Raw genomic sequence first — 25509 nt, 5'->3', positions numbered from 1 at the left:
TATAAAAATGACGCCATATAATTTTTCAATTTCTGAAGAACAGTTAGAAATTCTTCTACAACAATATTCGAATGTTGGGAAAAACAGTCATGTTGGAAATTTAGCAGTTGAAATAGCAAAGTTATTTTTGCTATCTCTTAATCCAAATACAACATTTTTAACTACGAGAGGCATAGACCTAACCGCAAATATTGATGGAAATATTGAGAATTTTGAAATTAAAGGAACTAGTTCTAATGATATTTCATGGGACAAGCTTAAAGTTTCGAGTCAGTTTTGCCACGATAATTTAGTAAATGGAATGAAAATAATTAGGGTAACTAATATTGGACAAATAAATATGACAATATATTATTTAACCCATGATGAAGATTATACTTTAGCTCCCGAACTTCGTTGGACAATTCGTAAAGTCCGAAATAATTAATTTTTTTATTAATATATTTTTCCAATTCAAAAAATTTTACTACTTTAGTAATGAAGTATAAAAAGTCATTCCGTCCATAGTAGACATTCCCCGACAATAGTAGCATACTTTATTCAACTTCATTTTTGAAGTACCTTAGGATTAAATTCCAGATCGAAAAACTTTACTTTTAAGTAAAATGGAAAACATTTTAACTTCTATCGAAAAATTACTCGATAGTAAATTCTCCAATATTCAAAGCGAATATCTGGACATTCAAGGTGCGTGCTTTTTTTTAGGTCTTCGTAAAAGCACAGTACACAAATTAAACCACAGGAAAATAATACCTTATTTTAAACCACTAGGTTCAAAAAAGTGCTATTATCTAAAGTCAGACTTGGTCGAATACATGACTAAGAACAGGTTGAAATCCCGACAAGAAATCAATGATGAAGCGCAACGTTATCTATCTGAAAGAAAAGGAGGTAGTTATGTTCGATAATTTTTCTATAGTCATAAATGATTATAAAAAAGAGGAATTCAAAAATTTTCTTGATAATTATGTCAAAAAATCTCCAACAATAAGAGGAGGTTGGTTTCAAGTTGACTGGAGGAATTTTAGAATCAAATATTTTCCTAATCAGGAAAAGATAAAAGTTAGTAATTCTTTACACAAGTGGTACAATTCAGAGGTTATTGGAATAGGAGAAATCAATTATAATGATTTTACTCTATTACACGTAAAGGAAGCTATTTCTTATCTTGAAGTTTCATTGGGAAGAAATGCTTCTGAGATGAAATTATTGGGTCTATTCGAGTATGGAATTAATATTAATACCAACTCTATCAAACCTTATGACATTATCGATAGGTACACTTCAATTGTTACAACTTCTGTAAATCCATTCTATGCTTTTTACGAGAAGTATAACAAACCATCTTCTAAGTTTTGTTCTTTCTCTAATTATAAGATTAAAGCTTATGATAAAAGCAAAGAAGCTGGGCTTACAACCTCGAACATTTTCAGATTTGAAATTGTTCATCATAATTCTATTAAGACTAGGCAAATCTTTGGAAAGAAAGTTGTAACCCTTAAAGATTTGGGAGATGTGGAAATTTGGGATAAGTGCTTTAATTCTTTAATCAATTCGTACAATTCTATCAGGATGTTAGGATTTCCCCAAAGTGGTGTAAATGATTATGCCAAAATGCTTTGTTATAGTCACCCAATAATAAGGAAAGACTACAAGAGTGATTTAAGGAAAATCAAAAAAGACTTAAAAGACACACACGATTCTTTTAGGGATTCTGAGAATAGTCCTCATTTCCTTATTAAGAAAGGCTTGGTAGACAACTATCAAAAACTTATAACAAATTGAAACGAAAAAATCGAACTGTACTACTTGTAAAATAGTAGTGCAATTCGATTAAAATATTAACACTTAAAACAAACATAATGATGTTTAAAACAAATATTAATTACGCACATGATAAAAACGCTATAGAAGCTTTTAAAACTATCATGAATACAACAAGTTCTATTTTGTTAGCTGGAAAAGTGAGAACTGGAAAAACAACATTAATAAAGTCCTATTTAGATTTAACATCTAAAAACTTTATTGTTTTAGCTCCTAATCAATCGGAAGCTATTAAATCAAACGTAGCAAGTCTACAAGCTTTTTTTAAGTTGCCACAAAACATTTATGAGAGTGAGGACTTTGATTTTTTAGTTGATATTGAATACACTTCTGAACATATTAAGTTTATAAAATGTCTAGAGCTATTAGTAATCGATGATATAATATTATTAAGTTCCGCAATGTTAGACTGTATAAATATGTTACTTCAATATGTTAGAGGAAATTTAGAACCTTTTGGAGGAATTCAATTAATATTAATTGGTGATTTATTTGAGCCTATTCCATTTTTAAATGAAGAAGAAAAGAAAGCCATAAATAAGTATTGGAAAAGCGAATTCTTTTTTGATGCAAAATGCTATGATTCTCTTAGTCTAAAATGTTATGAACTACTTTACACTTATATAGATGATATATACTACGACTTTGAAATGCTTTATTATTTTCTTGGACAGGATAATATAAACGATAGGTACTTTGATTGGTTAAATCGCGCTTTCGCAGATTTTGAGGGAGCAAGAAAAGATAAATTAATTTTGACGATTGATAATAATTCAGCCAATTCAATTAATTCCGAACGATTGGAAGCAATTTCAAACATCGAAGAGTTTAAGTTTCAATGTGATTTTCATGGAAATATAGACACTAGTATTTTACCTGTTGAGCCATTAATAAGCCTTAAAAAAGGAGCAAAAGTTATCTTAATAAATAACGATAAAATAGGAGGCAATTATATAAATGGAACTATTGGAACTTTTGAAGATGTTTATAATGACGAAATAGTTATAAAACTTGAAGACAATTCTACTAAGTATATAAAAAAAGCTGAATGGATAGAATATGAATATTCATTTGATGTAGAGAGTGGTCAGTATACTGAAACTCCTAAAGGAATATTTATTCAATATCCAATAAAATTAGGTTGGGCAATATCAATGGAAGATAGTAAAGGCATGATATTTAAAAGAATGCATTTCGAAAATAGAAAAGTTAAATATTATGAAAATGGTCAGGTCTATGGTATTTATAGACGAAGTCACGCAGGAGAAGGCTTTTCGTTTACAATTCCTTTGAGAAGAGAGAATATTAGAGCAGATTCAAGAATAATTGAATTTTACATCGAAAACTTTGGACCACTAATTGAAGATGAAATAATTGAGGAAGAAATAAATCATTAAGTAAAAAACAGGCAAGGCTAATCCCCTTGCCTATTTTAATTAAAAACATTTTCTAGTACAAAGTATATGAATCATAAAAGCAATGCGCAAATCAACGCTAAATAATAAAAAACACAATGCTTTTAATTAAAACTTAGTCAAGCTAAAAGAAAACCATTATTTTTACCCTAAATATTAACGAATAGATATAAAAAAAGAAAAATTAAAAAATAAATAACTGCATTTCGCAAACTGATTTCTGTCCTTGAAAAGTCGAAAATTCAAAAGTGTAACAGATAAGTTTAGCAAAATGCTCAAGTCACGGCTTGGGCGTTGCTTTACTTTGTTACACAGGGCTTCGACTCCCTCAAGGACAGGTATGGTAACTAACCCAAGCTATTTTTTTGGGTAAAGTGAAGTGTTTAAAACTAAAAAAATGAAAACACTAAAAAAACTCGTATTAACCACTGCATTAATCTTATCATTCTCTTGTACATTTTCTCAATCAATAAAGCAATTCAACACTACAGAAATCATTTTACTATTTGAGAAAAACAAAGCTGAAGTACATAAATTTCTTGAATCTAAGAATTATGATTTTGAAGGGAAGGATAGTGGGCTTGATAAATTTACTAAAGTAACACCGATTGGAAAGTTTATTATTAATGTCAGTTTTAATAAAATGAACAAAGTAAACTCAATCTCTTTACAGGAACATATGTCAACTAGTAATTTAATATCAAGTGATTTATATAGTAATAATTTCAAAATAAGAAAATTATTAAATATGAATAATGGTCAAGACATGGAATTTGATGACCATATTATTCCTTTCTCGGGTTGCATATATTCATTAAACAATTATGAAAAAAAAATAATGGTTACTTTTATTATTTCTCCCTATAATCCTAATGTAATTTCTTTGAATTATGGAAGACTAACTGGAAAGGATTATGAAAATGAATCTAAATTAATAAATGCAAAATAGCATACTAAAAAAGTTGTTTAATTCCACAAGTGTTGTAAAAAAGTAAAATAGTGACTAGTCTTTTTAATCTTCCCAAATAATACTTAAAGCAGATTGTTTGTATGTCATGCAATGTTCATAGAATTTTTTATTTGAATCCTCTGTTTGAACATAGTTAAAACAATCTATTGCCCATATTTGTGAAGTTTTTGATATATCTGACATTGGATTGCCGAAATACTCACCCATAAGGAACGAATCAGAAATTTTTTTATTATTTAGTAAGTATTTATATGGAAAATCTTCACTGTAATATGTCCATTTAATAATCCCATTTTCAGCGTAAATTATCATTATAGGATGACTACCTATTTGAGCAAAACGGAATGCACAAGCAGTTATACTGACATTATACTCTTTGCTCAAAGAAACAATTAATTCGAAATTGAATTTTTTTCTAAAAATATCTTTTTTAAACCTTTCCTCGGGCATAAGCAAGCAGGAAGCAAAATAATCCGCTTCTCTTTCGATTTCATAAAACTGCTTTTGATTGGTCTTTGATGGATGTGGTTCAAGTAAACCTGACATTAAACCTATTCTATGGGAATCAATAAGATAATGTCCCAATTCATGTGCTAAGGTAAATCTACCTCTGGCTGAATCGATCCTATTTCCATTATCAATATTTATATGGATAAAAAAATTATCATCTTCATAAATTGTCATTCCATCAAAAGTTCCTTTCTCATAATTATCGAAAAAGACACGCAGACCCTCTTCTTTAATTATTTCTTCTAAAGGAGTAATCTTTTCATCATATTTTAAAGCGATGAATTCCGCAAGTTTCTTAATTTTTCTTTCTGAATTAATTTGTATCATCTGAATCTCGATGCTTCCCTCTCATTTTATCAATGATATGCTTAGGTAAATTATCCTGACCTTTTCTAGCCACCATTTTCAAATTCTGTATTTCATTGCTAACATCCGAACCTAAATCAAAAGAAATAACTTTTGTTTTATTACATAATGTTCCTTCTATTATTGATTTTATATCTATAATTGCATCCTTTAGCTTAAAATCATAGTCTTCGTGTAATTTATTAAACCTATCTAATTGCTTTTCATTAGTTGGGTATAAAAAACCTGTCGAATGTAACCAATCATCTAAATTATCATCGGTTATTTTACCAATATATTTTTTATCTATTGCCATTTAAACTTTTCAAATAATTCTTAATATGGTCTGTTGCTTCTTTTTTATAAACTTGAATTGAACTTTGTGTCAAATTTAATTTTTCTCTTAATTTTTTTCCAACAGGTCTTGGAATATTTTTACCATTATTTTCGTAGGCTTTATATGTTAGATAAATTATTTTGTGTTTTTCAGATAAGCCAAGCATAGCTCTTTCTATTATTTCCAACTTCACTTTTAAGTCTTTTTTCTTTTCTGAATCTCCATCAATAGTTAAAGTAACCAACTCATCAATATTTTCTACAATAGTCAAATCATCCTCATCAGGTTCCGCACAACTATTTTTAACGCCGTACTTCATCAGTTCATTGTAAACTATGGGATATAACCAAAGTTTTATTGCAGTATCAATATTTTTAGATTTTGCTTTTTCCTTATTAAAGGAGTGATATTTCCATACTCTTGCAAAAGTACAATTCGCTACATCAAGAGCAACAACCTCATTATGATTATACTTATTACAATATATTTCAGCTTTTTGAAGTATATCACGATGAAATCTATCACAAAAAATCACAAACGCTTTTTCTGCTTCAGCCGGAAATTCATCTTTAAAAGAAATGTACTCGATAAGTTCATCGCTTGGTAAGATACTAAAGTCAATTTCTTCTTTTTTAGATTCTACTTTCATTTATATACTAAAAGCGTTAGTAATGGAATTAGTATATGAGTGGGGAGCTTTTATACAAACACAAATTTAGTATAAATTTTACAAAAAGAGTAAAATATTCTTACTAACGGAATTAGTATATAAGTATAAGACGTTGATTAATAATGGTAAATCCTTTATACCATTAAGTTAAAGGAATAATGTATAACAATAAATTGTAATAAGATGGCAACAAACCCTCCCAATGACAATTCCAGAAAAGGTGCTGTTAAAGAACGTTCACAGACCTACAACCCAAAAAATGATTCTTGGGTAAAACGTGATACAAACACGGGTAGATTTATGGATGTTAAAACTTCTGACAATAAACCTTTCAAAGGAGTTCGAAAAGAAAAGTAGGCACTGCTTAAAAAAGTGTTTGGTTAAGTTTTCGACCATGAGTGAAAACATATAATTTAAATTTAAAATTTATTGCTTATGCAAAGATTTTTACAAAGTAAAGATAGTGTTAGTCTATGTTATAAAAACACTTGCATTAATGTTAAGGGTTCAAACGCTAATTTGTTAGTCGTTGGAACTTTCGTGATGTTATTGTTAGTTGGTATAGCAGCATTATCAAAAGAAAATTAAAAACGATTAGGGGTGAAACGCCCCTATTTTTAAGGTTAATTATTAATTCAAAAAAAGGAACACATGAGTGTAGTAAAAAGAAAAAGCCAAAAAATGGCTAGAAAAGAAAATTTAGATGATGGAATAAGCGTGAAAGATGCCTTAAGCCTTATTAAAAAATCGGAGTATTTCGATGAGATTTATAAAATTTTTAAAATTGGAGAGTTTGAAAACGATTTTATCAATATCAAAGGCGCAGAACATATTGTTGAACAACTTATAAAATCCGATGAGGAATGTCTAAAATTAGATATTGATTCCGAATTAAGTAATGTAAATATTGAAAAGTTTACGGAAGAAAATCAGATTATTTTTGAATTTGCCAATATTGATAATATTGAAATTTTAAAACAAACAAAATCTGATTTAATTTATGCCGAATCAACTTATTCAGTTAAATCAGAATATTTAAATGATATGTATCAAATTGAAAAATATTTAGATTATTGTTTAAAGAATAAATTTCAAGATATAGTTGACAAAAATCTTGAAATGTTGAAAGAGAAAAATGAACAGAACAAGAAGTCAAAGAAATTTAGACTGTTGAAAAGAGAGGATGATAAATACTTTGTCAGAGGAATAACATCTGTTGACTCTTATAGAGATTATAATCTGAGAATATCTTTATTTATTGCTCTAATCGAACTTCACAAATTGATAAAATTTAAATCTCATAGCTACTTTGTTTCAAGTTATTCTTTTACTGAATCGGATTTAAAAGTCACATTTAAAAGTTCTACTATAAAAAAAGTTACTAATGATATTGAAATTGGGTTTGCTTTAGAACTAGTAAATGATGAAATTAGAAGAGATGCGGTTAAATTTAACGGCATATTTACAATACTTATGGGGAATGCTGAAGTGTATGTGAAACCTGAAGAAACAAAATCAAACATTTTGTCATTTACTCATAGTGTGAACATAGACACGATAAAAGAAAAACTAAGTACTTTGAATGAAAGCATTAATATATTCATTGATGAAACAGTTGACGATGCAAAAAGTATAAAAATTCTTGAAAAACCTGATTTGTTTAGAGAACATTTAGTTCAAAAAATACACAATAGTAGAAATGTGGAGTTTAACAAATTATATAAAACCCAAGTAAAAACTCTACTCTCTAATAAAGTTAAAACGATTTTTGAATTGGCTGAAATATTTAATAATATAAATATTGTAATAGCTGATGAACACGTTTCTTCTTTAGATTTTTGGCGCTATAAATTGTATCAGGTGCTAATGGATGAAGTAAAATATAAACATTAATTTTCTGACTAAAACAGGGCATTGAGTCCTGTTTTTTTTTACATTTACAAGCATTGAAAATTTTTACAATCCTGAATACATATACCAATGACAAATAGCTTTAAACTATTAGCGATAAGACCTTTAATCGATTGTGAGGATAACATTGTAAAAAATCTAACTCCCGGGCAACTATATAAGTTTTATGACAACTATAAATTCTTAAATATAGATGGCATCCAAATAACAGGAATAGAAGACATTTACAATATTGAGTTTTCAAATGATAACCCAGTACCAAATAATCTTTATGAAATTATTTTAAATAGCGGAAAGAGAATTAACGTTAATATTTCCGCTATAGTAGGAAAAAATGGTTCAGGAAAAAGCAATTTACTTGAACTTCTTTATCTTATTTGCTATATACTGGCTTCTAAAAAATCTTTAATTGATGATTTAAATTATTTGGAGGAAAGAAAAAAAGATTCAGGTGATTCTCCTTTTTGGACAAATGAAATTGTCCAACTTGAAAAAGTTATCTATAAAACTAAGTTTGAAATTTACTATTCAATATCAAATGATATTTATCGGATTAAATATGACATTGATGATAAATCTAATCCATATTCAAGCGGTGTTTACTACTCTAAAATCAGTAATAATGGTTTTATTGAAATTGATAGTTTTAATCTAAAGGACTTTTTTTATTCTATTGCTATTAATTATTCAATTTATGGATTACAAAGTGACCTTTCTGGTCAATGGCTAAATTCTCTATTTCATAAAAATGATGGTTACCAAACACCTATTGTAATCAATCCGTTTAGAGACAATGGAACAATAAAGATTAATACTGAACATCATTTGGCTCAATCTAGATTGCTATTAAATGTTGTAGATTTTGATGAAAATGGTGAATCATACATAATAGATGATAAAGTTTTTGATAGAATTGAATTTATCATCAATCCAAATAAAATAGAAGAGTTTAATTCTTTCTCAACTAATTCATTATTTAAACTTTTGGAAGAAACTGCAAAACTAAATATAGTAGACTTTTTTAATGATTTGTTGAACAATATGGTAGGCTACAAACTACCAGACAGTAAGTTAAATTGGCTAAAAGAAATGCTAATTGCAGATTATGAGATAAAACTAACTGAAAAGTATTTATTTAACCCGTCAGAAAAGGAAATCAAATATAATTCTATACTATTATTAATCTTAAAGTACACTATTAGAAAAGTTTTTAAAATTTGTTATCAATACGATGATTATAGCCATTTTAGATTAAATTATTTAAAAGAAAAAATAGAAATTCCTTTAATAACAGATATTCCGCAACTAATAAAGCAATTAAAAAAAGATAAAAGCCATAGTACATTAAAGCTATATCAGATTTTGTATTCTGTAAAAGAAGAATATTTAAACACCGAATGGAAAATAATAAGGAACTTTGAGAATAGTACTAACAAAGCCTATCTTTTCGAACAAGATAAAAAATCATTTATAGAAATGATTAACGCTTCTAGGAGAAACAATAAAAAAGACAATATTAGCGATGAACAACAATTAATTCCTAACGCTTTTTTCATCCCAAGAATTTATATTCGAGATATAAATACAAACAAAAAACCATATGTTTTTAATTCTCTTAGTTCAGGTGAGCAACAACTTATCCATTCCATTCAATCTATACTGTATCATTTCAAAAACGTAAATTCAGTATTCGAAACTAACAGCCCAGGAAGAATAAAATACAAATACATAAATTTAATTTTAGATGAAATCGAACTTTATTATCACCCCGAATATCAAAGAAAATTTATCTATCATCTGTTAAAAGAATTAGAAAGAATGAAAGGTGATAATATTGATGGGATTAACATTTTGTTTTCAACTCATTCTCCATTTATACTTTCAGATATTCCAAATCAAAATATTCTAAAATTAAAAGCTGGAAATGTCGAATTGAACAATCCGTTTGAAAAGACATTTGGAGCAAATATTCATGAATTACTCGCTAATGACTTTTTTTTAAATAATGGATTTATGGGAGAGTTTTCAAAAATAAAAATATCAGATTTAGTCACTTACCTAAATTTTGACTCAAAAAAAGACATAGATGTCAATAATATAATGCATACTTTTAGTTGGGATGAAAACACTTCTAAAGAATTTATTTCAATTATTGGAGAACCTATCATTAAAGATAGATTGACTTCCCTCTATGAGAGAAAATTTCATTGGGATGACAGAGAATATTATGAAAATAAGATAAAAGAATTTCAAGCCAAGTTAAAGCAGATATAATGAGAAGAATTTTAATAGATTCAGCATTAGAAAAACATGCTGAGAACTTCAGCAACAATTTATTTAAGGGAAGAAGGGCAGATTTCTCAACGCCCGCTAATAATCTTCAAAAACTTTTTAATGATTTAAGCTCAAAAAAGCATCTAACTCATAGATTATATGTTGAGCATATCATCAATAATTATCATAGAATAGTAAAGGCAAACCCAGATGAAATTCAAATATTAATAAAAGAATTTAAAGCAATTAATATAGGGACAATTTTAAATCAAAATGTTCCAAACAAAAAAATAAAATTCCATCAAACTATAGTAAATGCAATGAGATATGATGCTCTTCGTGACTATGATTTCAATTCATATCTTAAAGCTTCGGGAATTAAATCATGTATCTATTGTAATTCTCAATCAACAGTTGTTATAGATTATAAATACTATAACAATAAGACAAAAAAAAAGGTAAGAGTTCAAAAAGCTAAATTAGAATTAGACCATTATTATCCTAAATCAAAATATCCTTTTTTGTGTACATCTTTTTATAATTTATATCCTGTATGTGGCAATTGTAATAGGTCAAAAAGTTCAAATAATATTAATTTCAATTTATATACAGATGACCCAAACAAGTTAGATATTTTTAGTTTTAAAATTGATGATAATTCTGTTCTCGATTATTGGTTATCTCTTAACAAAGAAGATTTAAAAGTATATTTCCAAGACATAAATGGAGATGTAAAATTTCTAAATGATTATAATAAAATGTTTGCAATACAAGGCATTTATGACACTCAAAAAGACATTGCTGAAGAATTAGTTCATAAAGCTAAAGTATATTCTTCAGCCTATAAAAGTGATTTAGTAGATAATTTTAAAGCTCTATTCCCTGACAAAGCAATTCTAAATAGATTAATTATTGGGAATTATGATAAGCCTGATGAAATACATAAAAGACCCATGGCAAAATATGTACAAGACATTGCTAGAGATTTAAAAATAATTTCATGATTTTAAAGATTTTTATTGAGCATTCATTGAGTCATCTCTGAATCCCCTTATAGACTGTGAGTGCATTACATTTTGTATCGGGAAATAACTATTCTACCACTATCTTCTTAGTCACAACTTTAGAATGAGCGGTTATTTTTGCCAAATAAATTCCGGAAGCAAGGTTTAGATTTATGCTTTTTTCACCAGTAAAATTTTGCTCAAAAACCTTTTGTCCAAGAGTAGAAAACACTTCGATTTTTGCATCAGAAGTAATCCCAAAAATGGTAATGTTATCTTTTGCAGGATTTGGATAAAGAACAACTTTAGCAGCATCAAAATCGGTTGTTGACAAAGGCGCAAACCAAGCCTGACCAACATTCGCTCCAAAAACATAGTCCGCCAAAGTCGGATAATCAATAAATGGATTTCTGTTTACTTGCCAAGTATAAATAAAATTGTTTCTATTCATTTCAAAATCATCTCTTGGATCGGTTTGGTTCCATTGTAAAAGCAACGCCAAATCACCAAGCTGCCCAACTGTAGTATTCGCTGGATTTCCATTCACTACACTTAATCCGTTATAACGACAAGCCATATAAAAAAGAGCTCTGGCAACATCTCCATGCCAACTTCCTTGTGTTCCTGATGGTCCTAAATATTCACCATAATCTTTATTTCCACGCAAACTGTTTTCTGGTCCATCTTCAGCACGAATGTGATGTGCATCAGCATGTCCGGCCATAATATCATTCGCATCGGTTGACAACCAAACATTTATTCCGTCCGGAATTGATGATGTCCCATCCGTATAACCGCCTCGAGATTGTGGATAAATGTGTTCTCTGTTCCATTTTCCTGTATTGATTCCAGTTTCTTGAATATCTAACTTAGAACGCGGTTGCTCTACATACATTAGCCAAACTTGATTACTATTCAATGGATTTTGATCAGATTTCTTTAAAATGGTTTCTATATCTCCATAATTGTGAGCGTGAACGACACTTGGGTTGGCAATAATGTCTTGAATAGCTTGTTTTAAAGCTGTACCCGATTTTCCTTCTAACGAACTGTAATAACCAGCCGGAGTTGTCGGTGTTACTATGCCATATGTGGGATTTAAAGGTGTTCCCCATGCAGAAACCACAAAATCATTATCGATAACTCTAATTTCAATAAGATCATTTATACGATTATATTGAGATGACAGCGTTCCAAATTTAATAATAATGGTTTCATCACCTTCATCTAAAACATCATCTACCAAGTTAATAGTAGCCGTAAAACTCGATGCTCCTATAGCCATAGAAACTGAAGTGCTTCCTGTATAATCAGCGTTACTAATAGTACCTGTATTAATTGAAAATGTAAAATTTAAAGGTGCAGTTATAGGTGTTTGTGTGGTAAAAATTACGTTTATAGCACTTCCTTCTGTAACCTGTCCCGCAACGGCTGTTGAAGTTGAAATTGTAATTCCATTAAAAACAAAACCGCTTCCATCATTATTTGCACCCGGAGTTGGCGCTTTGGTTTCATAGGTTCCGTCGTTTTTTCTTTGAATGGATTGTGTGGTTTGCGCTCCGTTGGCATTTTCATCAATTTGAGAAGTTACACCGAGCGCTGACATCAAAGCTGTAGCGTCAGCAAGATCGTTTGTCTCATAAACTAAAGCATCTATCAAATTGGTAGTTGTTGCCAGAGTATTGTTAGGAAAATCTGTCGCGTTTCCTAAATAAATCGCCACGCCATCTGGTCCATTTTGAAAAGTACTATCAGTTAAAAGTTTGTTTGGAACTGGAGAAACTAATTGGTTTCCAAGCACTACAATTCCGTTTACGTCTGTAGTTAATCCATCCAAATCAACAACATAATAACTCTTATTGGCTAAACTTCCTGTACCGTTGAAAAATACAAGCACATAACCATTTAGCGAAAAATTAGCTGCGGTAGATTTTAATTCGATAAACTGTTTATCGTTGGTACTCGGCGTATCCGAATCTAACTCATTGATAACAATTTGGGCACTACTTACCGAAAAAACAGTAAGCGCCATAAGGAGCAGTAATTTTTTAAACATTATTCTTAAATTGTGGTCTACAAATATATTTATAAGAAAAAGTAAAATCATAATTACCCCACTTAATTAACCATAAAAACACTCCAAATGGAATTTAATAAGGAAAAAACTTAAAAAAATAACAGCCGTAAAATTCGTGAAAAACTAAACCGTGAATTTTTAATACAATTACACTATTTTTACAACATCAATCTGTAGTAGTGTTAGAACTTTTAGGATATATCGGAGCTTTATTTATTGGGTTAGTACTGGGAATTACCGGTGGTGGTGGATCGATACTAACCGTTCCTGTATTGGTTTATATTCTAAATTATAATCCAATAATTGCTACGGCTTATTCCTTATTTATTGTTGGAACAACATCTGGTTTTGGTACAATCCAAAACTTCAAAAAAGGTCTTGTTGTTCCAAAAACTGCCATGCAATTTGCCATTCCTTCTTTGATTGGGGTTTATATAACCCGGAAGTTTATAGTTCCTAAAATACCAGAAACCATATTCTATTTTGGCTCCATCCAATTATCAAAAGAGACTTTTTTGATGTTGATTTTTGCAGTCGTTATGTTTATGGCTGCCTATTCGATGTTAAAAGACAAAAAAGAAAATGAGGTTGTTGATTTCAAAACTAAATCTTTGTTAGTTGTAATTATTCAACTGTTCTTTGTGGGGATTTTAATTGGATTGATTGGCGCCGGCGGTGGCTTTTTAATCATTCCTGCCCTATTGAAATTTGCCAAATTACCAATGAAGACAGCCATTGGAACTTCACTGTTTATAATTACCATTAATTCGCTGATTGGCTTTACGGGTGATGTTCAAAATATGGAAATCGATTGGCTGTTTCTGATTCCGTTTACAACTTTTTCTGTAATTGGAATTTTTATTGGTCTTTATATTCAACATTATATCAATGAAAAGCATTTGAAAAAAATATTTGGATTTTTTGTTTTGATAATGTCATTCTTTATTCTTTACAAAGAACTTTTATCATAAAATATTCTAAATTCATTGCTTACTTTTGTAGGTATACTTTAATTTTGCTCATTCGAGTCTCGTCCTGAAGACTTGACGAACTGTACGAAGTAAAACATTTTTCTTATGAAAATCGAACAAATATATACCGGATGCATCGCCCAAGCGGCTTATTATCTTGAAAGCAATGGTGAAGCAGCAATTTTCGACCCGCTGCGTGAAGTGCAACCTTATTTGGACAGAGCAAAAAAAGACAACGCCAAAATTAAATACATTTTTGAAACTCATTTTCATGCCGATTTTGTTTCCGGGCATTTAGACTTAGCAAGTAAAAGTGGCGGAGAAATTGTTTATGGTCCAACCGCAAATCCTGAATTTAAAGCTATAATCGCTGCCGACAACCAAGAATTTAAAGTAGGCAATTATACGATAAAAGCAATCCATACTCCGGGACATACTTTAGAAAGTACATGCTATATTCTTATGGATGAAAATGGGAAACATTACGGAATTATTACCGGCGATACTTTATTTATTGGCGATGTTGGTCGTCCCGATTTAGCTCAAACTTTAGTAGAAGATTTAACACAGGAAAAATTGGCTGGTTATCTTTTTGATTCGTTGCGAAATAAAATTATGCCATTGGCCGATGAATTGATTGTATATCCAAGTCATGGTGCCGGAAGTGCTTGCGGCAAAAATATGAGTAAAGAAACGACGGATACTTTGGGCAATCAAAAGAGAACGAATTATGCGTTGCGAGCTGATATGACTAAAGAAGAGTTTACTAAAGAATTGCTAGACGGCTTAGGACTTCCGCCAGCTTATTTTCCTCAAAACGTGATGCTAAACATCAAAGGATATGATAGTTTGGATAGCATTATTGAAAAGAGTAATATCGGACTTTCTCCAAGAAAATTTGAAGCCGTTGCCAATCAAGGTGATGTTGTGGTTTTGGATGTCAGACATGAAAATGATTTTGTAAAAGCACATATTCCCAACTCGATATTTATTGGTGTTCAGGGAAATTTTGCTCCTTGGGTTGGTTCTCTACTTCGCGATGTTAATCAAAAACTATTACTTGTCATTCCGGAAGGAAAAGAAGAAGAAACCATCACCAGATTGTCGCGAGTTGGTTTTGACCATGTTTTGGGTTATCTGAAAGATGGTATTGATGCATGGAAAACAGCAGGCTTCGAAACGGACAGCATTCATTCTATTTCACCTTCAACCTTTGCCACCGAAATAAATTCAAAAAGTATAGTGATTGACGCCAGAAAGCCTAGTGAATATGAAGCAGAACATGTAGAAAATGCAATCAATCTTCCTTTGGACAACATCAATGAAAACTTCCAAAGTATGCCAAAAGGCGACGATTTCTTCTTGCATTGTGCTGGTGGCTATCGTTCTGTGATTATGGCATCCATTTTAAAATCGCGTGGAATTCATAATCTTATCAATGTTGAAAAAGGAATGAACGGTATTAAACAAACAACTGTAAGTTGTACAAAATTCGAATGCCCATCAACAAAAAAATAAATCAAAAAAAAGTTAAATAACTAATTATAAATTAGGCAAATTAGATACATTTGCATTCGTAAAAAAATTTTAAAACAAAAAAATGAAAAAAATACTTCTTTTAGTAACTGTTGCCGTAGTTCTGTTTTCATGTAAGAACTTAGGTGAAGGTGAATATGAAATTACAGGAAATGTAAAAGGAATGAAAACTGGTTTAGTTTACCTTGAAAAACAAAACCCAATGGGAATGGGAGCGTTAGCAATTGATACTGTAAAAATTGTTGATGGAAAATTTGAAATCAAAGGAAAAACAGCTGAACCTGAAATTCATTTTATTCAAATTGATAAAGTAAACGGTAAAGTCCCTTTTATTCTTGAAGGTGGTGAAATTGCAATTACGGTTGATAAAGACAGCATATTCAAATCTAAATCCACAGGTACATATAGCAATGATGAGTTTACTAAATTCAATGAAGAATCGACTAAAATTCAAAAAAGAATGCAAAAGAGTGTTACGGATTTTCAAATGAAAAATATGACCGTAATGAATGAAGCTCAGCAAAACAAAGATACGGTAACAATGAACCGATTGAGAAAAGAGTATGATGTTATTCAAAAACCAATAACTGATTACACTTTTGGTTACCCAAAAACGCACCCAAAATCATTCATTAGTGTTTTGATTGTACAAATGATGGCTAACAATCCAAAATTTGCAAAAGAAATTGATGGGCTATACAATTCACTTGATGAGTCTTTGAAAAAAACAAAACCAGGGAAGGCAGTAAAGTCAACTCTAGACATAAAAAAAAAGCCAGCGTTAGCACCAGCACCGGCGGCTCAATAACTGTAGGTCAATTAGCTCCTGACTTTAAAGCACCAACGCCGGAAGGAAAGCTGGTTTCTTTAAAAGAAAGTTTGGGAAAAGTAACTTTGATTGATTTTTGGGCATCATGGTGTGGACCATGTAGACAAGAAAACCCAAATGTGGTAGCGCTTTACAACGAGTTTCACAACAAAGGATTGAATATCATAAGTGTCTCGCTAGATGAAGATGCCACCGAATGGAAAGAAGCAATTGCAAAGGATAAATTAACTTGGGTGCATGTTTCTAACCTGAAAGAAATGAAAGACCCAATTGCATTGCAATATGGAGTTACTCAAATTCCGACAACATTTTTGTTAGATGCTACAGGAAAAGTTGTTGCAATTGATTTAAGAGGCGAAGGTTTAAATGCAAAAATCAAAAGGCTTTTAAGCATAAAATAATACTAATTTAGTACTACATAGAAAAAATCTCCTTTGGGAGATTTTTTTATTTTACTTATAACCAAAACGTTAAGAAAAGGAGGGCGAATTAGTTATTTTTTTATTTGTTAAGCTGAAAAGTGTTTTTATATTTGCAACCGCAACAGGCAAATGGGGAGATACTCAAGCGGCCAACGAGGGCAGACTGTAAATCTGCTGTGTGAACTTCGCAGGTTCGAATCCTGCTCTCCCCACGAATAAATATATCAATAAAGAAAAACGCCAAGTTCGCTTGAGCGTTTTTTTGTTTGATTTATTTTCAGAGCGTAGCTCTGAAGGATGTTGCGAAGCAAAATCCTGCTCTCCCCACGAAGTAAAAAGCTCCGAACATGTTAAAAGTTTACTTTTATAAATGTTCTGGGCTTTTTGCTTTGAGCAAGGGCACCTTGCTCAGGATCACGAAGTAATCCTGCTCAATGAATTTTCAGTCCTGAAGCCTCAGAATTAGATCTATACAATCTTTCAAAGCAAATCTTCTCTACCAATTCGTTTTTCCCTTTAACTTTTTTTTAAATTTTAAAAACTTATATTTGAGTTCTTAAAAATCTGAAACTATGAAATCAAAATTAATTTTCTGTTCATTACTTGCACTCTCCATTACATTCATGTCGTGTAAAAAAGAAGAAAACAAAACCGAAACTGAAGCAGATACAACAAGCACAACACAACAGCCAATAATAGTCCCTAACGTACAACCTATTCCAAGTCAATCCTATGCACAACCAAATCAGCAGGTGATTACGCCTACTCAAAATACAACACAAACAGTGACTCAGACTCCAGTTGTAACTAAAGCCGGAATGAATCCACCTCATGGGCAAGCCGGACACAGATGCGATATTGCGGTAGGAGCTCCTTTAAATTCTCCGGTCGCTAAAGCGGTTACACCACCAACAACAACTCAAGGGAAGCCATCATTTACCACAACAACTACATCTACTCCAAATCCTACGTCAACAATTCCGCCAATCGGAACTCCAGAATTATTAAAAACAGATACGCCGGCCGCTACAGCACCAGGAATGAATCCGCCACACGGACAAGAAGGTCATAGTTGCGATATTGCTGTGGGTCAGCCATTACCTAAATCTTAAGCTTATTTTAAATCATAAAAAAACTCCTCAAAGAAATGAGGAGTTTCTGTTTTACTGTAATTGACTTTTTATTCTAATGCAAAAGTTACACTTACATTTGTATTTATTTCTAATTCACCAACAGCTAATGTTTCTCTTTGTGCGCCTCCATCAACTGCCATTGCCATCACATTTCCTTTATACATTGGTTGTGGAATATAACTTTGAGAGTTATCCGTAATCAGCAATGCTTTACCCACTTTCTGACCTAGAACCGAAACATAATCCTGTGCTTTTTGTTTGGCATTCTGAATTGCTTTTTTTCTCGCATCTCTCTCATAATCATCAATTTTAGATGATTTGAATTCGACTCCATTAATAGAGTTTACTCCTGCATCGTTTAATCCCATCATGATTTCATCATATTTTGATAAATCTTTAAGTGTAATAATCAATGTCTGACTGGCCTGAAAATTAGATTTCTTTTTCTCATAATCATAGCCTTTATATAAGCTTACATTGCTCGTTTTATAATCGGTAGCAGGAATGCCCGATTTCTTTAAAAACTTAATCACTTTATCTACTACTTCATCATTCAAAGTTTTTACCTCTTTGGCATCTTTACCTGAATTCTGAAAACCAACAGTTACAACCGCTTGGTCTGGAACTATTTTTACTTTTCCTTCACCCGTAACCGAAATTTGTGGCACTTGATTTTTTTGTTCTTGTGCTTGTACTGCTATAGCAAAAAAGGCTGCTATAATTAGAAATGTCTTCTTCATAATATTATTTTTTATTTGATTGTTACTTCGGTTTTTCAAAAGTTATGCCAATTATAGTTTCCCCATTTTTGCCATTATAAAAAGAATGATAATGGGTATGGCCAAAAGAATAACCATAAAAGTGCTTTGTTCAAAAAGTATTGGCTCTTTTAACAACGTAATAACATAACCGCCAATGGCACCACCAAAGTGTGCAGTATGTCCAATATTGTCTCTTCTTGACTTCATACCATATATAGAATATAACAAATAGCCAATTCCGAATATATAAGCAGGTAAAGGTATTATTCCGAAAATTCCAATGACCATGTCTGGATATAATAATATAGCCGAATAAATAATTCCTGTAACCGCACCCGAAGCTCCAACGGCACGATAATTATACTCATTGCCATGAAAAACCATCGTCAATAAACTTCCAAAAATTAAACTTCCTGCATAGATTAATAGAAAGGTAAGATTTCCTAATGTTTCTGTTACCACTGGAGCAAAAGAATACAAAGCAATCATGTTAAACGCCAAATGGACCACATCAGCATGTAGAAAGGCAGAGGAAATCATCCTTAATTGTTCTCCGGCACGAATGCTTCCGACATGGAATTGGTATTTTCTAAAAAAAGACTCGTCATTGAATCCCTTCATACTTATAAGAACATTAGCTGCTATTATGGCTAATAAAAAAATGTTGATCATTATTTGAAATGTTTTTTACGTCGTACTGTTCGTCTCGTCTTCAGGACGAGACTCGTGTGTAAAAATAATAATACTTATTCAGCAATTGTTAAATAGAATACGTTAAAATAACTTTAAACTTTATATTTGCATAAAAATACCATAGATGCAGTTACTTCTTTTCCTTATTGTCTATCCAATCATTTGGCTAATTTCGATACTTCCGTTTCCGTTACTATATCTGTTTTCTGATTTTGTCTGCTTTTTAGTCTATACTGTTTTTGGTTATCGCAAAAAAGTAGTACGAGAAAACATTGCTATGACATTACCGCATTTATCAGAAAAAGAAAGATTAAACATTGAGAAAAAATTCTATCACTATATGTGTGATATGTTTTTAGAAATGGTAAAAACAATGTCTATTTCGCAAAAAGAAATGGAAAAACGATTTGTGTTTACCAACTTAGATTTATACCTAGATTTAGAAAAAAAAGGAAAAAGCATCGCATTGATTTGTGCTCATTATGCCTCTTATGAATGGGCAGTTTCAATGAATTACCATATTACGTTTGAAGGTTATGGCATTTATAAAAAAATCAATAATAAACATTTTGACAAATTAGTAAAAGACATTCGTTCCAAGTTCAAGGCCACTTTGCTTAGTACAAGAGAAACCATTCCAACCATCGAAAAAAATTACAAAACTAACCACTTAGGAGTTTATGGTTTTGCCAGCGACCAATCGCCACAAGCTACTAAGGCAAATCATTGGTCAGAATTTATGGGAATAGAGGTTCCGGTTCATACCGGTGCCGAAATGCTCGCCAAGCGCTTTGACATGAATGTGATTTTTTTGAGAAACAAAAGAGTAAAACGTGGATACTATGAGGCTACGTTTGAACTTATGGCCGATAATCCTAAGGAAGTCCCAAATTTTGATATCTCAGATGACTTTTTGAAAAGAGTCGAAAAGCAAATATTAGAAGCACCAGAATTTTATTTGTGGACGCATAAACGTTGGAAACACAAGAAAAAAAGTGCTAAGTAGACAGTAGCAGTTGGCAGTATTTAAAACTTAAACCAACCTTTTACCATTTCTTTTTCCTGATTTAATGCTTTTATGTGTGCGAATTCGTTTGTTTTTGAATCGTATTGATATTCTTTTGCCCATTCTTGATGATGCTTTGCTAAAGCTTTAATGCTTTCACAAACCATTTGAATTTCTTCTGAAGTGGTTGTTGGGTGAATAGACATTCTGATCCATCCCGGTTTTTTAATTAAATCACCTGAAGTTATTTGACAAACCAAATCATGTGATGTTTTCTCGTCAACGTGTAATAGAAAATGCCCGTAAGTTCCTGCGCAACTACAACCTCCACGCGTTTGAATTCCGAATTTATCGTTTAATAATTTTACTCCAAGGTTAAAATGCAAATCATCAACATAAAAAGAAATCACTCCTAACCTTTCCTTATGCTGGTTGGCCAAAATGTGAATATTGTCACTATTATTCAATTCTGAAAAAACATAATCAACGATTTCATGTTCTCTGTCCAGAATATTTTTCACACCCATTTGCTCTTTCAACTGAATGGCTAAAGCCGTTTTTATCACCTGAAGAAAACCCGGAGTTCCGCCATCTTCCCTATCTTCAATATTGTCAATGTATTTATGTTCACCCCAAGGATTCGTCCAACTTACGGTTCCGCCACCAGGACAATCAGGGACATTATTATGGTATAGATTTTTATTAAAAACCAAAACTCCCGAAGTTCCTGGACCACCTAAAAATTTGTGGGGTGAAAAGAAAATAGCGTCTAAATAACTTTCATCATCGGGATGCATATCAATATCAACATAAGGTCCGGAGCAGGCAAAATCCACAAAGCAAACACCGTTGTTTTGATGCATGATTTTGGCCACTTCGTGATACGGAGTTCTAATTCCGGTAACGTTTGAACAAGAAGTAATTGAGGCAATTTTAAAACTTCGGTCCTTGTATTTTTGTAATGATTCCTTGAATTCTTCTAAACAAAACAATCCTTCTTCGTTTGCAGAAAGAATCACAACATCAGCTATGGTCTCTAACCATGAAGTTTGATTAGAATGATGTTCCATATGCGAAATGAATACGACTGGTTTTAATTCATTTGGAATAGCGATAAATTCTTTAAGATTTTCAGGCACTTTCAGTCCAAGAATACGTTGAAACTTATTGACAACACCTGTCATTCCTGTTCCTGTATTGATTAAAACATCATTCTCATTTGCGTTTACGTGTCGCTTTATAATGCGCTTTGCTTCATGATACGCCATCGTCATGGAAGTTCCTGAAACGGTAGTTTCCGTATGGGTGTTGGCCACAAAAGGACCAAATTCGTTCATTAGTTTTACTTCAATCGGACGGTACAATCTCCCACTGGCAGTCCAATCCGTATAGATAATTTTCTTTTTTCCAAAAGGTGTTTCAAACTCTTGGTCAATTCCAATAATATTTTGGCGAAATTGCTGAAAATAGTGTTCTAATTTTGTCTTGGTTTCTGTGGTAATCATTCTACAATAATTTGATTTCATTAGCTTCGCCTGTTCAGCTATAGCTTCGAGTCAAAGATACATTATTTTTAATTTTAGGTGAAAATTATTGAGCTTCTTTGTCAAATTCACAAATTATAATTGGTATTTAAACCTTTCTTATCTTTATTGTTCTTAATTCCAGAATAAATTTTAAAATCATCATGAACAAAAATATACTTTGGTCACTGCGATTAGGGTTTTCAGGAAAACAAAGCAAATCCATAGAGCAATTGGGACTATCAAAATTTCTAGACAAATCTTTTGCGTCGTCTTTTGATAAAAAAATACCAAGTTTACTGGATAACAGTCCAAAATCTATCAAAGAACTCAGAGCTAAACGTCAAGAAATTAAAAGTTCAAACCCTGATAATGTCAAAGAATTGCTGAAAGCTGAAATGGGAGTTTCGCAAGAAATGAAAGCTTGGTGGCTGCAAAAAATGATTGCTGATGAATTCCCGCTGCGCGAAAAAATGACTTGTTTCTGGCATAATCATTTTGTGTGTACGTTTCAAAAAGTAAAAGTGAATCATTGGGTTTACCAACACAATCAAGTTCTTAGAGAAAATGCTTTTGGTAACTTTAAAACGCTGACCAAAAAAATAATCCAGACCAATGCAATGGTTCGCTATTTAGACAATGTTGACAATCGAAGAGACAAAATTAATGAAAATCTGAGTCGGGAATTATTGGAACTTTTCACACTTGGTATTGGCAATTATACTGAAGACGATATTAAAAACGGAGCCAAAGGCCTTGCCGGACTAAACATAGGTGAAAACGAAGCGCAATACAGACCGTTTCTAGAGAACGATGACACGATTATCTATTTTGGAAAAACTGGGAAATTCAAAGCTGATGAAATGATTGATATCATTTTTGAGCAAAAAGCGATTCCCTATTTGATTACTCAAAAATTATTGAAATGGTTTATTTATGACAATCCTTCGGAAGAATTGGTTCGTTATTATGGCGATTATTTTAGAAAAGTGGATTTTGAAATCAAACCCTTATTAACTAAAATCTTTACCGAAGAATTTCCAAAAGAAACCGCCGGAAGCAAAATAAAAGACCCGTTAGTTTATATTTTACAACTGATGAATGAATTGAATGTAGAACAATTGAATCCTCGATTATTGGCTTTTTATTTAAAACAACAAGGTATGGATTTATTTAATCAGCCTAATGTTAAAGGATGGAATGGCGGAAAAGAATGGCTGAGTTCACAAGTGTATCTGCAACGAAATAATGCCGCCGATTTATTGTGCAATGGAAGAAACATTAGCCGTAAAGTTCAGATGTCAGATAATGATATGGTTAATGACAATATCAATCAACTGCTGAAAGTATCCTTAAAATGGAACAAATCGGGAACAAACAAAACCATTATTGCTGAGTTACAGGAAAGATTGCTATTCCATACTGATGAAAATCTGCAGAAAGATTGGGAAACGATTTTAAAATACGACTTCAATCCAAAAGCAGAAGGTTCCGATAACGCTGTGATGCGTTTGTTTAACAACATGATAAAAACACCTGAATTTCAAATAATATAGTCATGAACAGAAGAGACTTTCTAACGCTCACAGGAACATTCACTGGCGGAACCTTGCTTCTACCTGATTTCCTCCATGCTTTTGGTTCGCAGTCTAATTTGGTTGTTGGTGAACAATGTTTGGTGTTCATTCAGTTGAATGGTGGCAATGATGGTTTGAATACTTTTATTCCGATTGAAGATCCTTTGTATTATGATTACCGCATAAAAATAGCATTATCTAAAAATGATGTTCATAGTAGATATAAAGGCATGGCATTTCATCCGGCACTGAAAGATTTTGCGACCATGCAACAAAACGGCGATTTGACCATCATTCAAAACGTGGGTTATCCTGAACCAAATCGTTCGCATTTTCGCAGTCAGGAAATTTGGCAAACAGCATCTTCTTCTGAACAATATTTAACTAATGGTTGGCTTGGTCGCTATCTTGATTTGCAATGCAAGGAACATCAACCAACCGCAGGAGTTAACTTTGATAGTATTGATAATTTATCGCTCAAAGGGAATGAGCCGAATTCGATAACGGTAAAAGATCCAAATCGTTTTAAGATGCAAACTGACAATGATAATAAGGCAAAACTTTCGGATAATCCACAATTGGATTTTGTGCTTAAGATTGCGAATTCGGTTTCCGAAGGTTCAGACGATATTCAGAAAGCATTGGCTAAATCAACATCTGAAATTAGTTATCCAAAAACAGGCTTGGGCAAAAATTTAGAATGGATTGCCCGCTTAATCAAAGGAAATCTGAACTCAAAAGTGTATTATACTTCGCAAAACGGTTATGACACTCATGATAATCAAATCAATATTCAACAACGTAATTTAACCGAATTGAACGATGCCGTTTATAGTTTTTATCAGGAATTGAAAAAAGCGAAATTGCTTCAAAACGTAACTTTGGTTGTGTTTTCAGAATTTGGAAGACGCGTGAAAGATAACGGAAACGGAACCGATCACGGAACTGCGGCACCCATATTTATTATTGGTGGAAATAACAAAGGAAAAATCATTGGCAACAATCCAAACCTTACTGATTTAGATAATGGCGATTTGAAATTTGAAATCGATTTTAGAAGTGTTTATGCTTCATTATTGCAAAACAAAATGAATTTTGATTACACAAAAATTGGAATTACGAATAAAGTTTTAAACGAGTTATTTTAATGTAAATTTCCGGCTTGTAGTATTTATTACTCAAAAAAAAAACGAAAATCCCCACTAGTGGGGATTTTTTTTATAAATTAAACTCCGAATTTTGAAACTACTAACCTTAAACACAATACACATGAAAATCTATGATTCAACTGGAACCTTTAATGGAACAAATAAGGATTTTAATTTAGCTGTGCAACTCACAGACATTGCGCCTGACACATACAAGATAACAGCATGCTATGACATTAGCGATGTCAACAGATACGCTATTGTTGCCATTTTACAAACCGTTGATGGTAATAAAAACGATTTAAGTACATATCCTACAAATTTTACCTTTGTAGTTAACAATGTAAAATTCTCAACTTTAAATAAAAGTTATTTAAAGACAGGTGATAAAGACATTTATAAAGCAAAAGAAGGTGACACGATTAATGTTATTGTTCATCACGGAATAGGTTTTAACCCTATCACAAATCCAGACGATGATTTATACATCAAAAACTACAAAGCAAAAACGTATGTCCATCAGCCAAAAGGTTCTCCTCCAGGAGCAAGAGGTACAGGTGTATTAACCTAAGA

At 31.7% G+C, this 25509-nt stretch carries 25 protein-coding genes and 1 tRNA gene; 19 read left to right on the top strand and 7 right to left on the bottom strand.

Going from position 1 to position 25509, the window contains the following annotated elements; translation table 11 throughout:
* Positions 1 to 7 precede the first annotated feature (7 nt).
* From RMN97_RS07980 to RMN97_RS07960, 5 genes are all read left to right on the top strand, one after another.
* Positions 8 to 427: a hypothetical protein gene (locus RMN97_RS07980; RefSeq protein WP_309613992.1), complete on the top strand. Its 420-nt coding sequence runs from the start codon at positions 8 to 10 to the stop codon at positions 425 to 427.
* Between the two features lie 178 nt (positions 428 to 605).
* A complete protein-coding gene (locus tag RMN97_RS07975; protein WP_309613991.1) occupies positions 606 to 908 on the top strand; it encodes a helix-turn-helix domain-containing protein in 303 nt (100 codons plus the stop codon).
* Positions 856 to 1785 (top strand): hypothetical protein, encoded by a 930-nt coding sequence (locus tag RMN97_RS07970; RefSeq protein ID WP_309613990.1) that lies wholly within the window; start codon positions 856 to 858, stop codon positions 1783 to 1785. Before RMN97_RS07975 ends, RMN97_RS07970 begins: the two co-directional genes overlap by 53 nt.
* 77 nt (positions 1786 to 1862) lie before the next feature.
* The gene (locus tag RMN97_RS07965; RefSeq protein WP_309613989.1) at positions 1863 to 3221 is read left to right on the top strand and encodes an AAA family ATPase; all 1359 of its coding nucleotides are present in this window, start codon (positions 1863 to 1865) and stop codon (positions 3219 to 3221) included.
* Positions 3222 to 3636: 415 nt separating this feature from the next.
* On the top strand, positions 3637 to 4188 hold the full coding sequence (locus RMN97_RS07960; RefSeq protein ID WP_309613988.1) for a hypothetical protein: 552 nt from the start codon (positions 3637 to 3639) through the stop codon (positions 4186 to 4188).
* 63 nt (positions 4189 to 4251) lie between these two features.
* On the opposite strand, the gene RMN97_RS07955 is transcribed toward RMN97_RS07960, so the two are convergent.
* From RMN97_RS07955 to RMN97_RS07945, 3 genes are read right to left on the bottom strand one after another with little or no spacing between them, the layout of a single operon-like run.
* A complete protein-coding gene (locus RMN97_RS07955) occupies positions 4252 to 5046 on the bottom strand; it encodes an ImmA/IrrE family metallo-endopeptidase (protein ID WP_309613987.1) in 795 nt (264 codons plus the stop codon).
* A complete protein-coding gene (locus RMN97_RS07950) occupies positions 5033 to 5380 on the bottom strand; it encodes a hypothetical protein (protein ID WP_309613986.1) in 348 nt (115 codons plus the stop codon). The genes RMN97_RS07955 and RMN97_RS07950 overlap by 14 nt, the downstream gene beginning before the upstream one ends.
* Positions 5367 to 6050 (bottom strand): RNA polymerase subunit sigma, encoded by a 684-nt coding sequence (locus RMN97_RS07945; RefSeq protein ID WP_309613985.1) that lies wholly within the window; start codon positions 6048 to 6050, stop codon positions 5367 to 5369. Before RMN97_RS07945 ends, RMN97_RS07950 begins: the two co-directional genes overlap by 14 nt.
* A 204-nt stretch (positions 6051 to 6254) precedes the next feature.
* Between RMN97_RS07945 and RMN97_RS07940 the strand changes: the two genes are divergently transcribed.
* The 4 genes from RMN97_RS07940 (at position 6255) to RMN97_RS07925 (ending at position 11260) form a co-directional block, all read left to right on the top strand.
* Entirely contained in the window at positions 6255 to 6428 is a 174-nt protein-coding gene (locus tag RMN97_RS07940; protein WP_309613984.1) for a hypothetical protein, read from the top strand.
* A gap of 294 nt (positions 6429 to 6722) precedes the next feature.
* On the top strand, positions 6723 to 7964 hold the full coding sequence (locus tag RMN97_RS07935; protein WP_309613983.1) for a hypothetical protein: 1242 nt from the start codon (positions 6723 to 6725) through the stop codon (positions 7962 to 7964).
* Between the two features lie 87 nt (positions 7965 to 8051).
* Complete coding sequence (locus RMN97_RS07930) at positions 8052 to 10256, top strand: AAA family ATPase (RefSeq protein WP_309613982.1); 2205 nt, start codon at positions 8052 to 8054, stop codon at positions 10254 to 10256.
* Positions 10256 to 11260 carry a hypothetical protein gene (locus RMN97_RS07925; protein ID WP_309613981.1) on the top strand — a complete coding sequence of 335 codons (1005 nt, stop codon included), beginning with the start codon at positions 10256 to 10258 and terminating at the stop codon, positions 11258 to 11260. The genes RMN97_RS07930 and RMN97_RS07925 overlap by 1 nt, the downstream gene beginning before the upstream one ends.
* Positions 11261 to 11348: 88 nt before the next feature.
* Here RMN97_RS07925 and RMN97_RS07920 read toward each other — a convergent pair whose 3' ends face one another.
* Complete coding sequence (locus RMN97_RS07920) at positions 11349 to 13292, bottom strand: endonuclease (protein ID WP_309613980.1); 1944 nt, start codon at positions 13290 to 13292, stop codon at positions 11349 to 11351.
* 224 nt (positions 13293 to 13516) lie between these two features.
* Between RMN97_RS07920 and RMN97_RS07915 the strand changes: the two genes are divergently transcribed.
* The 6 genes from RMN97_RS07915 (at position 13517) to RMN97_RS07890 (ending at position 18207) form a co-directional block, all read left to right on the top strand.
* Complete coding sequence (locus tag RMN97_RS07915; protein ID WP_309613979.1) at positions 13517 to 14308, top strand: sulfite exporter TauE/SafE family protein; 792 nt, start codon at positions 13517 to 13519, stop codon at positions 14306 to 14308.
* A gap of 105 nt (positions 14309 to 14413) precedes the next feature.
* Entirely contained in the window at positions 14414 to 15826 is a 1413-nt protein-coding gene (locus tag RMN97_RS07910; RefSeq protein ID WP_309613978.1) for an MBL fold metallo-hydrolase, read from the top strand.
* A gap of 82 nt (positions 15827 to 15908) precedes the next feature.
* Positions 15909 to 16652, top strand: a complete 744-nt coding sequence (locus RMN97_RS07905) for a DUF4369 domain-containing protein (RefSeq protein WP_309613977.1) — start codon at positions 15909 to 15911, stop codon at positions 16650 to 16652.
* Complete coding sequence (locus RMN97_RS07900; protein WP_309614010.1) at positions 16649 to 17074, top strand: TlpA disulfide reductase family protein; 426 nt, start codon at positions 16649 to 16651, stop codon at positions 17072 to 17074. The genes RMN97_RS07905 and RMN97_RS07900 overlap by 4 nt, the downstream gene beginning before the upstream one ends.
* 152 nt (positions 17075 to 17226) lie before the next feature.
* Positions 17227 to 17307, top strand: a tRNA-Tyr gene (locus RMN97_RS07895).
* A 360-nt stretch (positions 17308 to 17667) separates the two neighbouring features.
* Positions 17668 to 18207, top strand: coding sequence for a hypothetical protein (locus RMN97_RS07890; protein ID WP_309613976.1), 540 nt, complete (start codon positions 17668 to 17670; stop codon positions 18205 to 18207).
* A gap of 68 nt (positions 18208 to 18275) precedes the next feature.
* On the opposite strand, the gene RMN97_RS07885 is transcribed toward RMN97_RS07890, so the two are convergent.
* Together RMN97_RS07885 and RMN97_RS07880 are read right to left on the bottom strand one after the other, a co-directional pair.
* Positions 18276 to 18968 carry an SIMPL domain-containing protein gene (locus RMN97_RS07885; RefSeq protein ID WP_309613975.1) on the bottom strand — a complete coding sequence of 231 codons (693 nt, stop codon included), beginning with the start codon at positions 18966 to 18968 and terminating at the stop codon, positions 18276 to 18278.
* A 51-nt stretch (positions 18969 to 19019) separates the two neighbouring features.
* Positions 19020 to 19661 carry a rhomboid family intramembrane serine protease gene (locus RMN97_RS07880; RefSeq protein WP_409024883.1) on the bottom strand — a complete coding sequence of 214 codons (642 nt, stop codon included), beginning with the start codon at positions 19659 to 19661 and terminating at the stop codon, positions 19020 to 19022.
* Positions 19662 to 19806: 145 nt separating this feature from the next.
* Between RMN97_RS07880 and RMN97_RS07875 the strand changes: the two genes are divergently transcribed.
* Positions 19807 to 20688: a lysophospholipid acyltransferase family protein gene (locus tag RMN97_RS07875; RefSeq protein WP_309613974.1), complete on the top strand. Its 882-nt coding sequence runs from the start codon at positions 19807 to 19809 to the stop codon at positions 20686 to 20688.
* Positions 20689 to 20708: 20 nt separating this feature from the next.
* Here RMN97_RS07875 and RMN97_RS07870 read toward each other — a convergent pair whose 3' ends face one another.
* Entirely contained in the window at positions 20709 to 22193 is a 1485-nt protein-coding gene (locus RMN97_RS07870; RefSeq protein ID WP_309613973.1) for an aminotransferase class V-fold PLP-dependent enzyme, read from the bottom strand.
* Positions 22194 to 22375: 182 nt separating this feature from the next.
* Between RMN97_RS07870 and RMN97_RS07865 the strand changes: the two genes are divergently transcribed.
* From RMN97_RS07865 to RMN97_RS07855, 3 genes are all read left to right on the top strand, one after another.
* Entirely contained in the window at positions 22376 to 23767 is a 1392-nt protein-coding gene (locus RMN97_RS07865) for a DUF1800 domain-containing protein (RefSeq protein WP_309613972.1), read from the top strand.
* 2 nt (positions 23768 to 23769) lie between these two features.
* Positions 23770 to 24936, top strand: a complete 1167-nt coding sequence (locus tag RMN97_RS07860) for a DUF1501 domain-containing protein (protein WP_309613971.1) — start codon at positions 23770 to 23772, stop codon at positions 24934 to 24936.
* A gap of 121 nt (positions 24937 to 25057) precedes the next feature.
* A complete protein-coding gene (locus RMN97_RS07855) occupies positions 25058 to 25507 on the top strand; it encodes a hypothetical protein (RefSeq protein WP_309613970.1) in 450 nt (149 codons plus the stop codon).
* Positions 25508 to 25509: the final 2 nt, after the last annotated feature.

The sequence above is a fragment of the Flavobacterium sp. genome (genome assembly GCF_031381455.1).
Classification (GTDB): domain Bacteria; phylum Bacteroidota; class Bacteroidia; order Flavobacteriales; family Flavobacteriaceae; genus Flavobacterium.
Note: the sequence above shows the minus strand (reverse complement) of the source record. Positions and strands in the feature narration are given on the sequence as shown.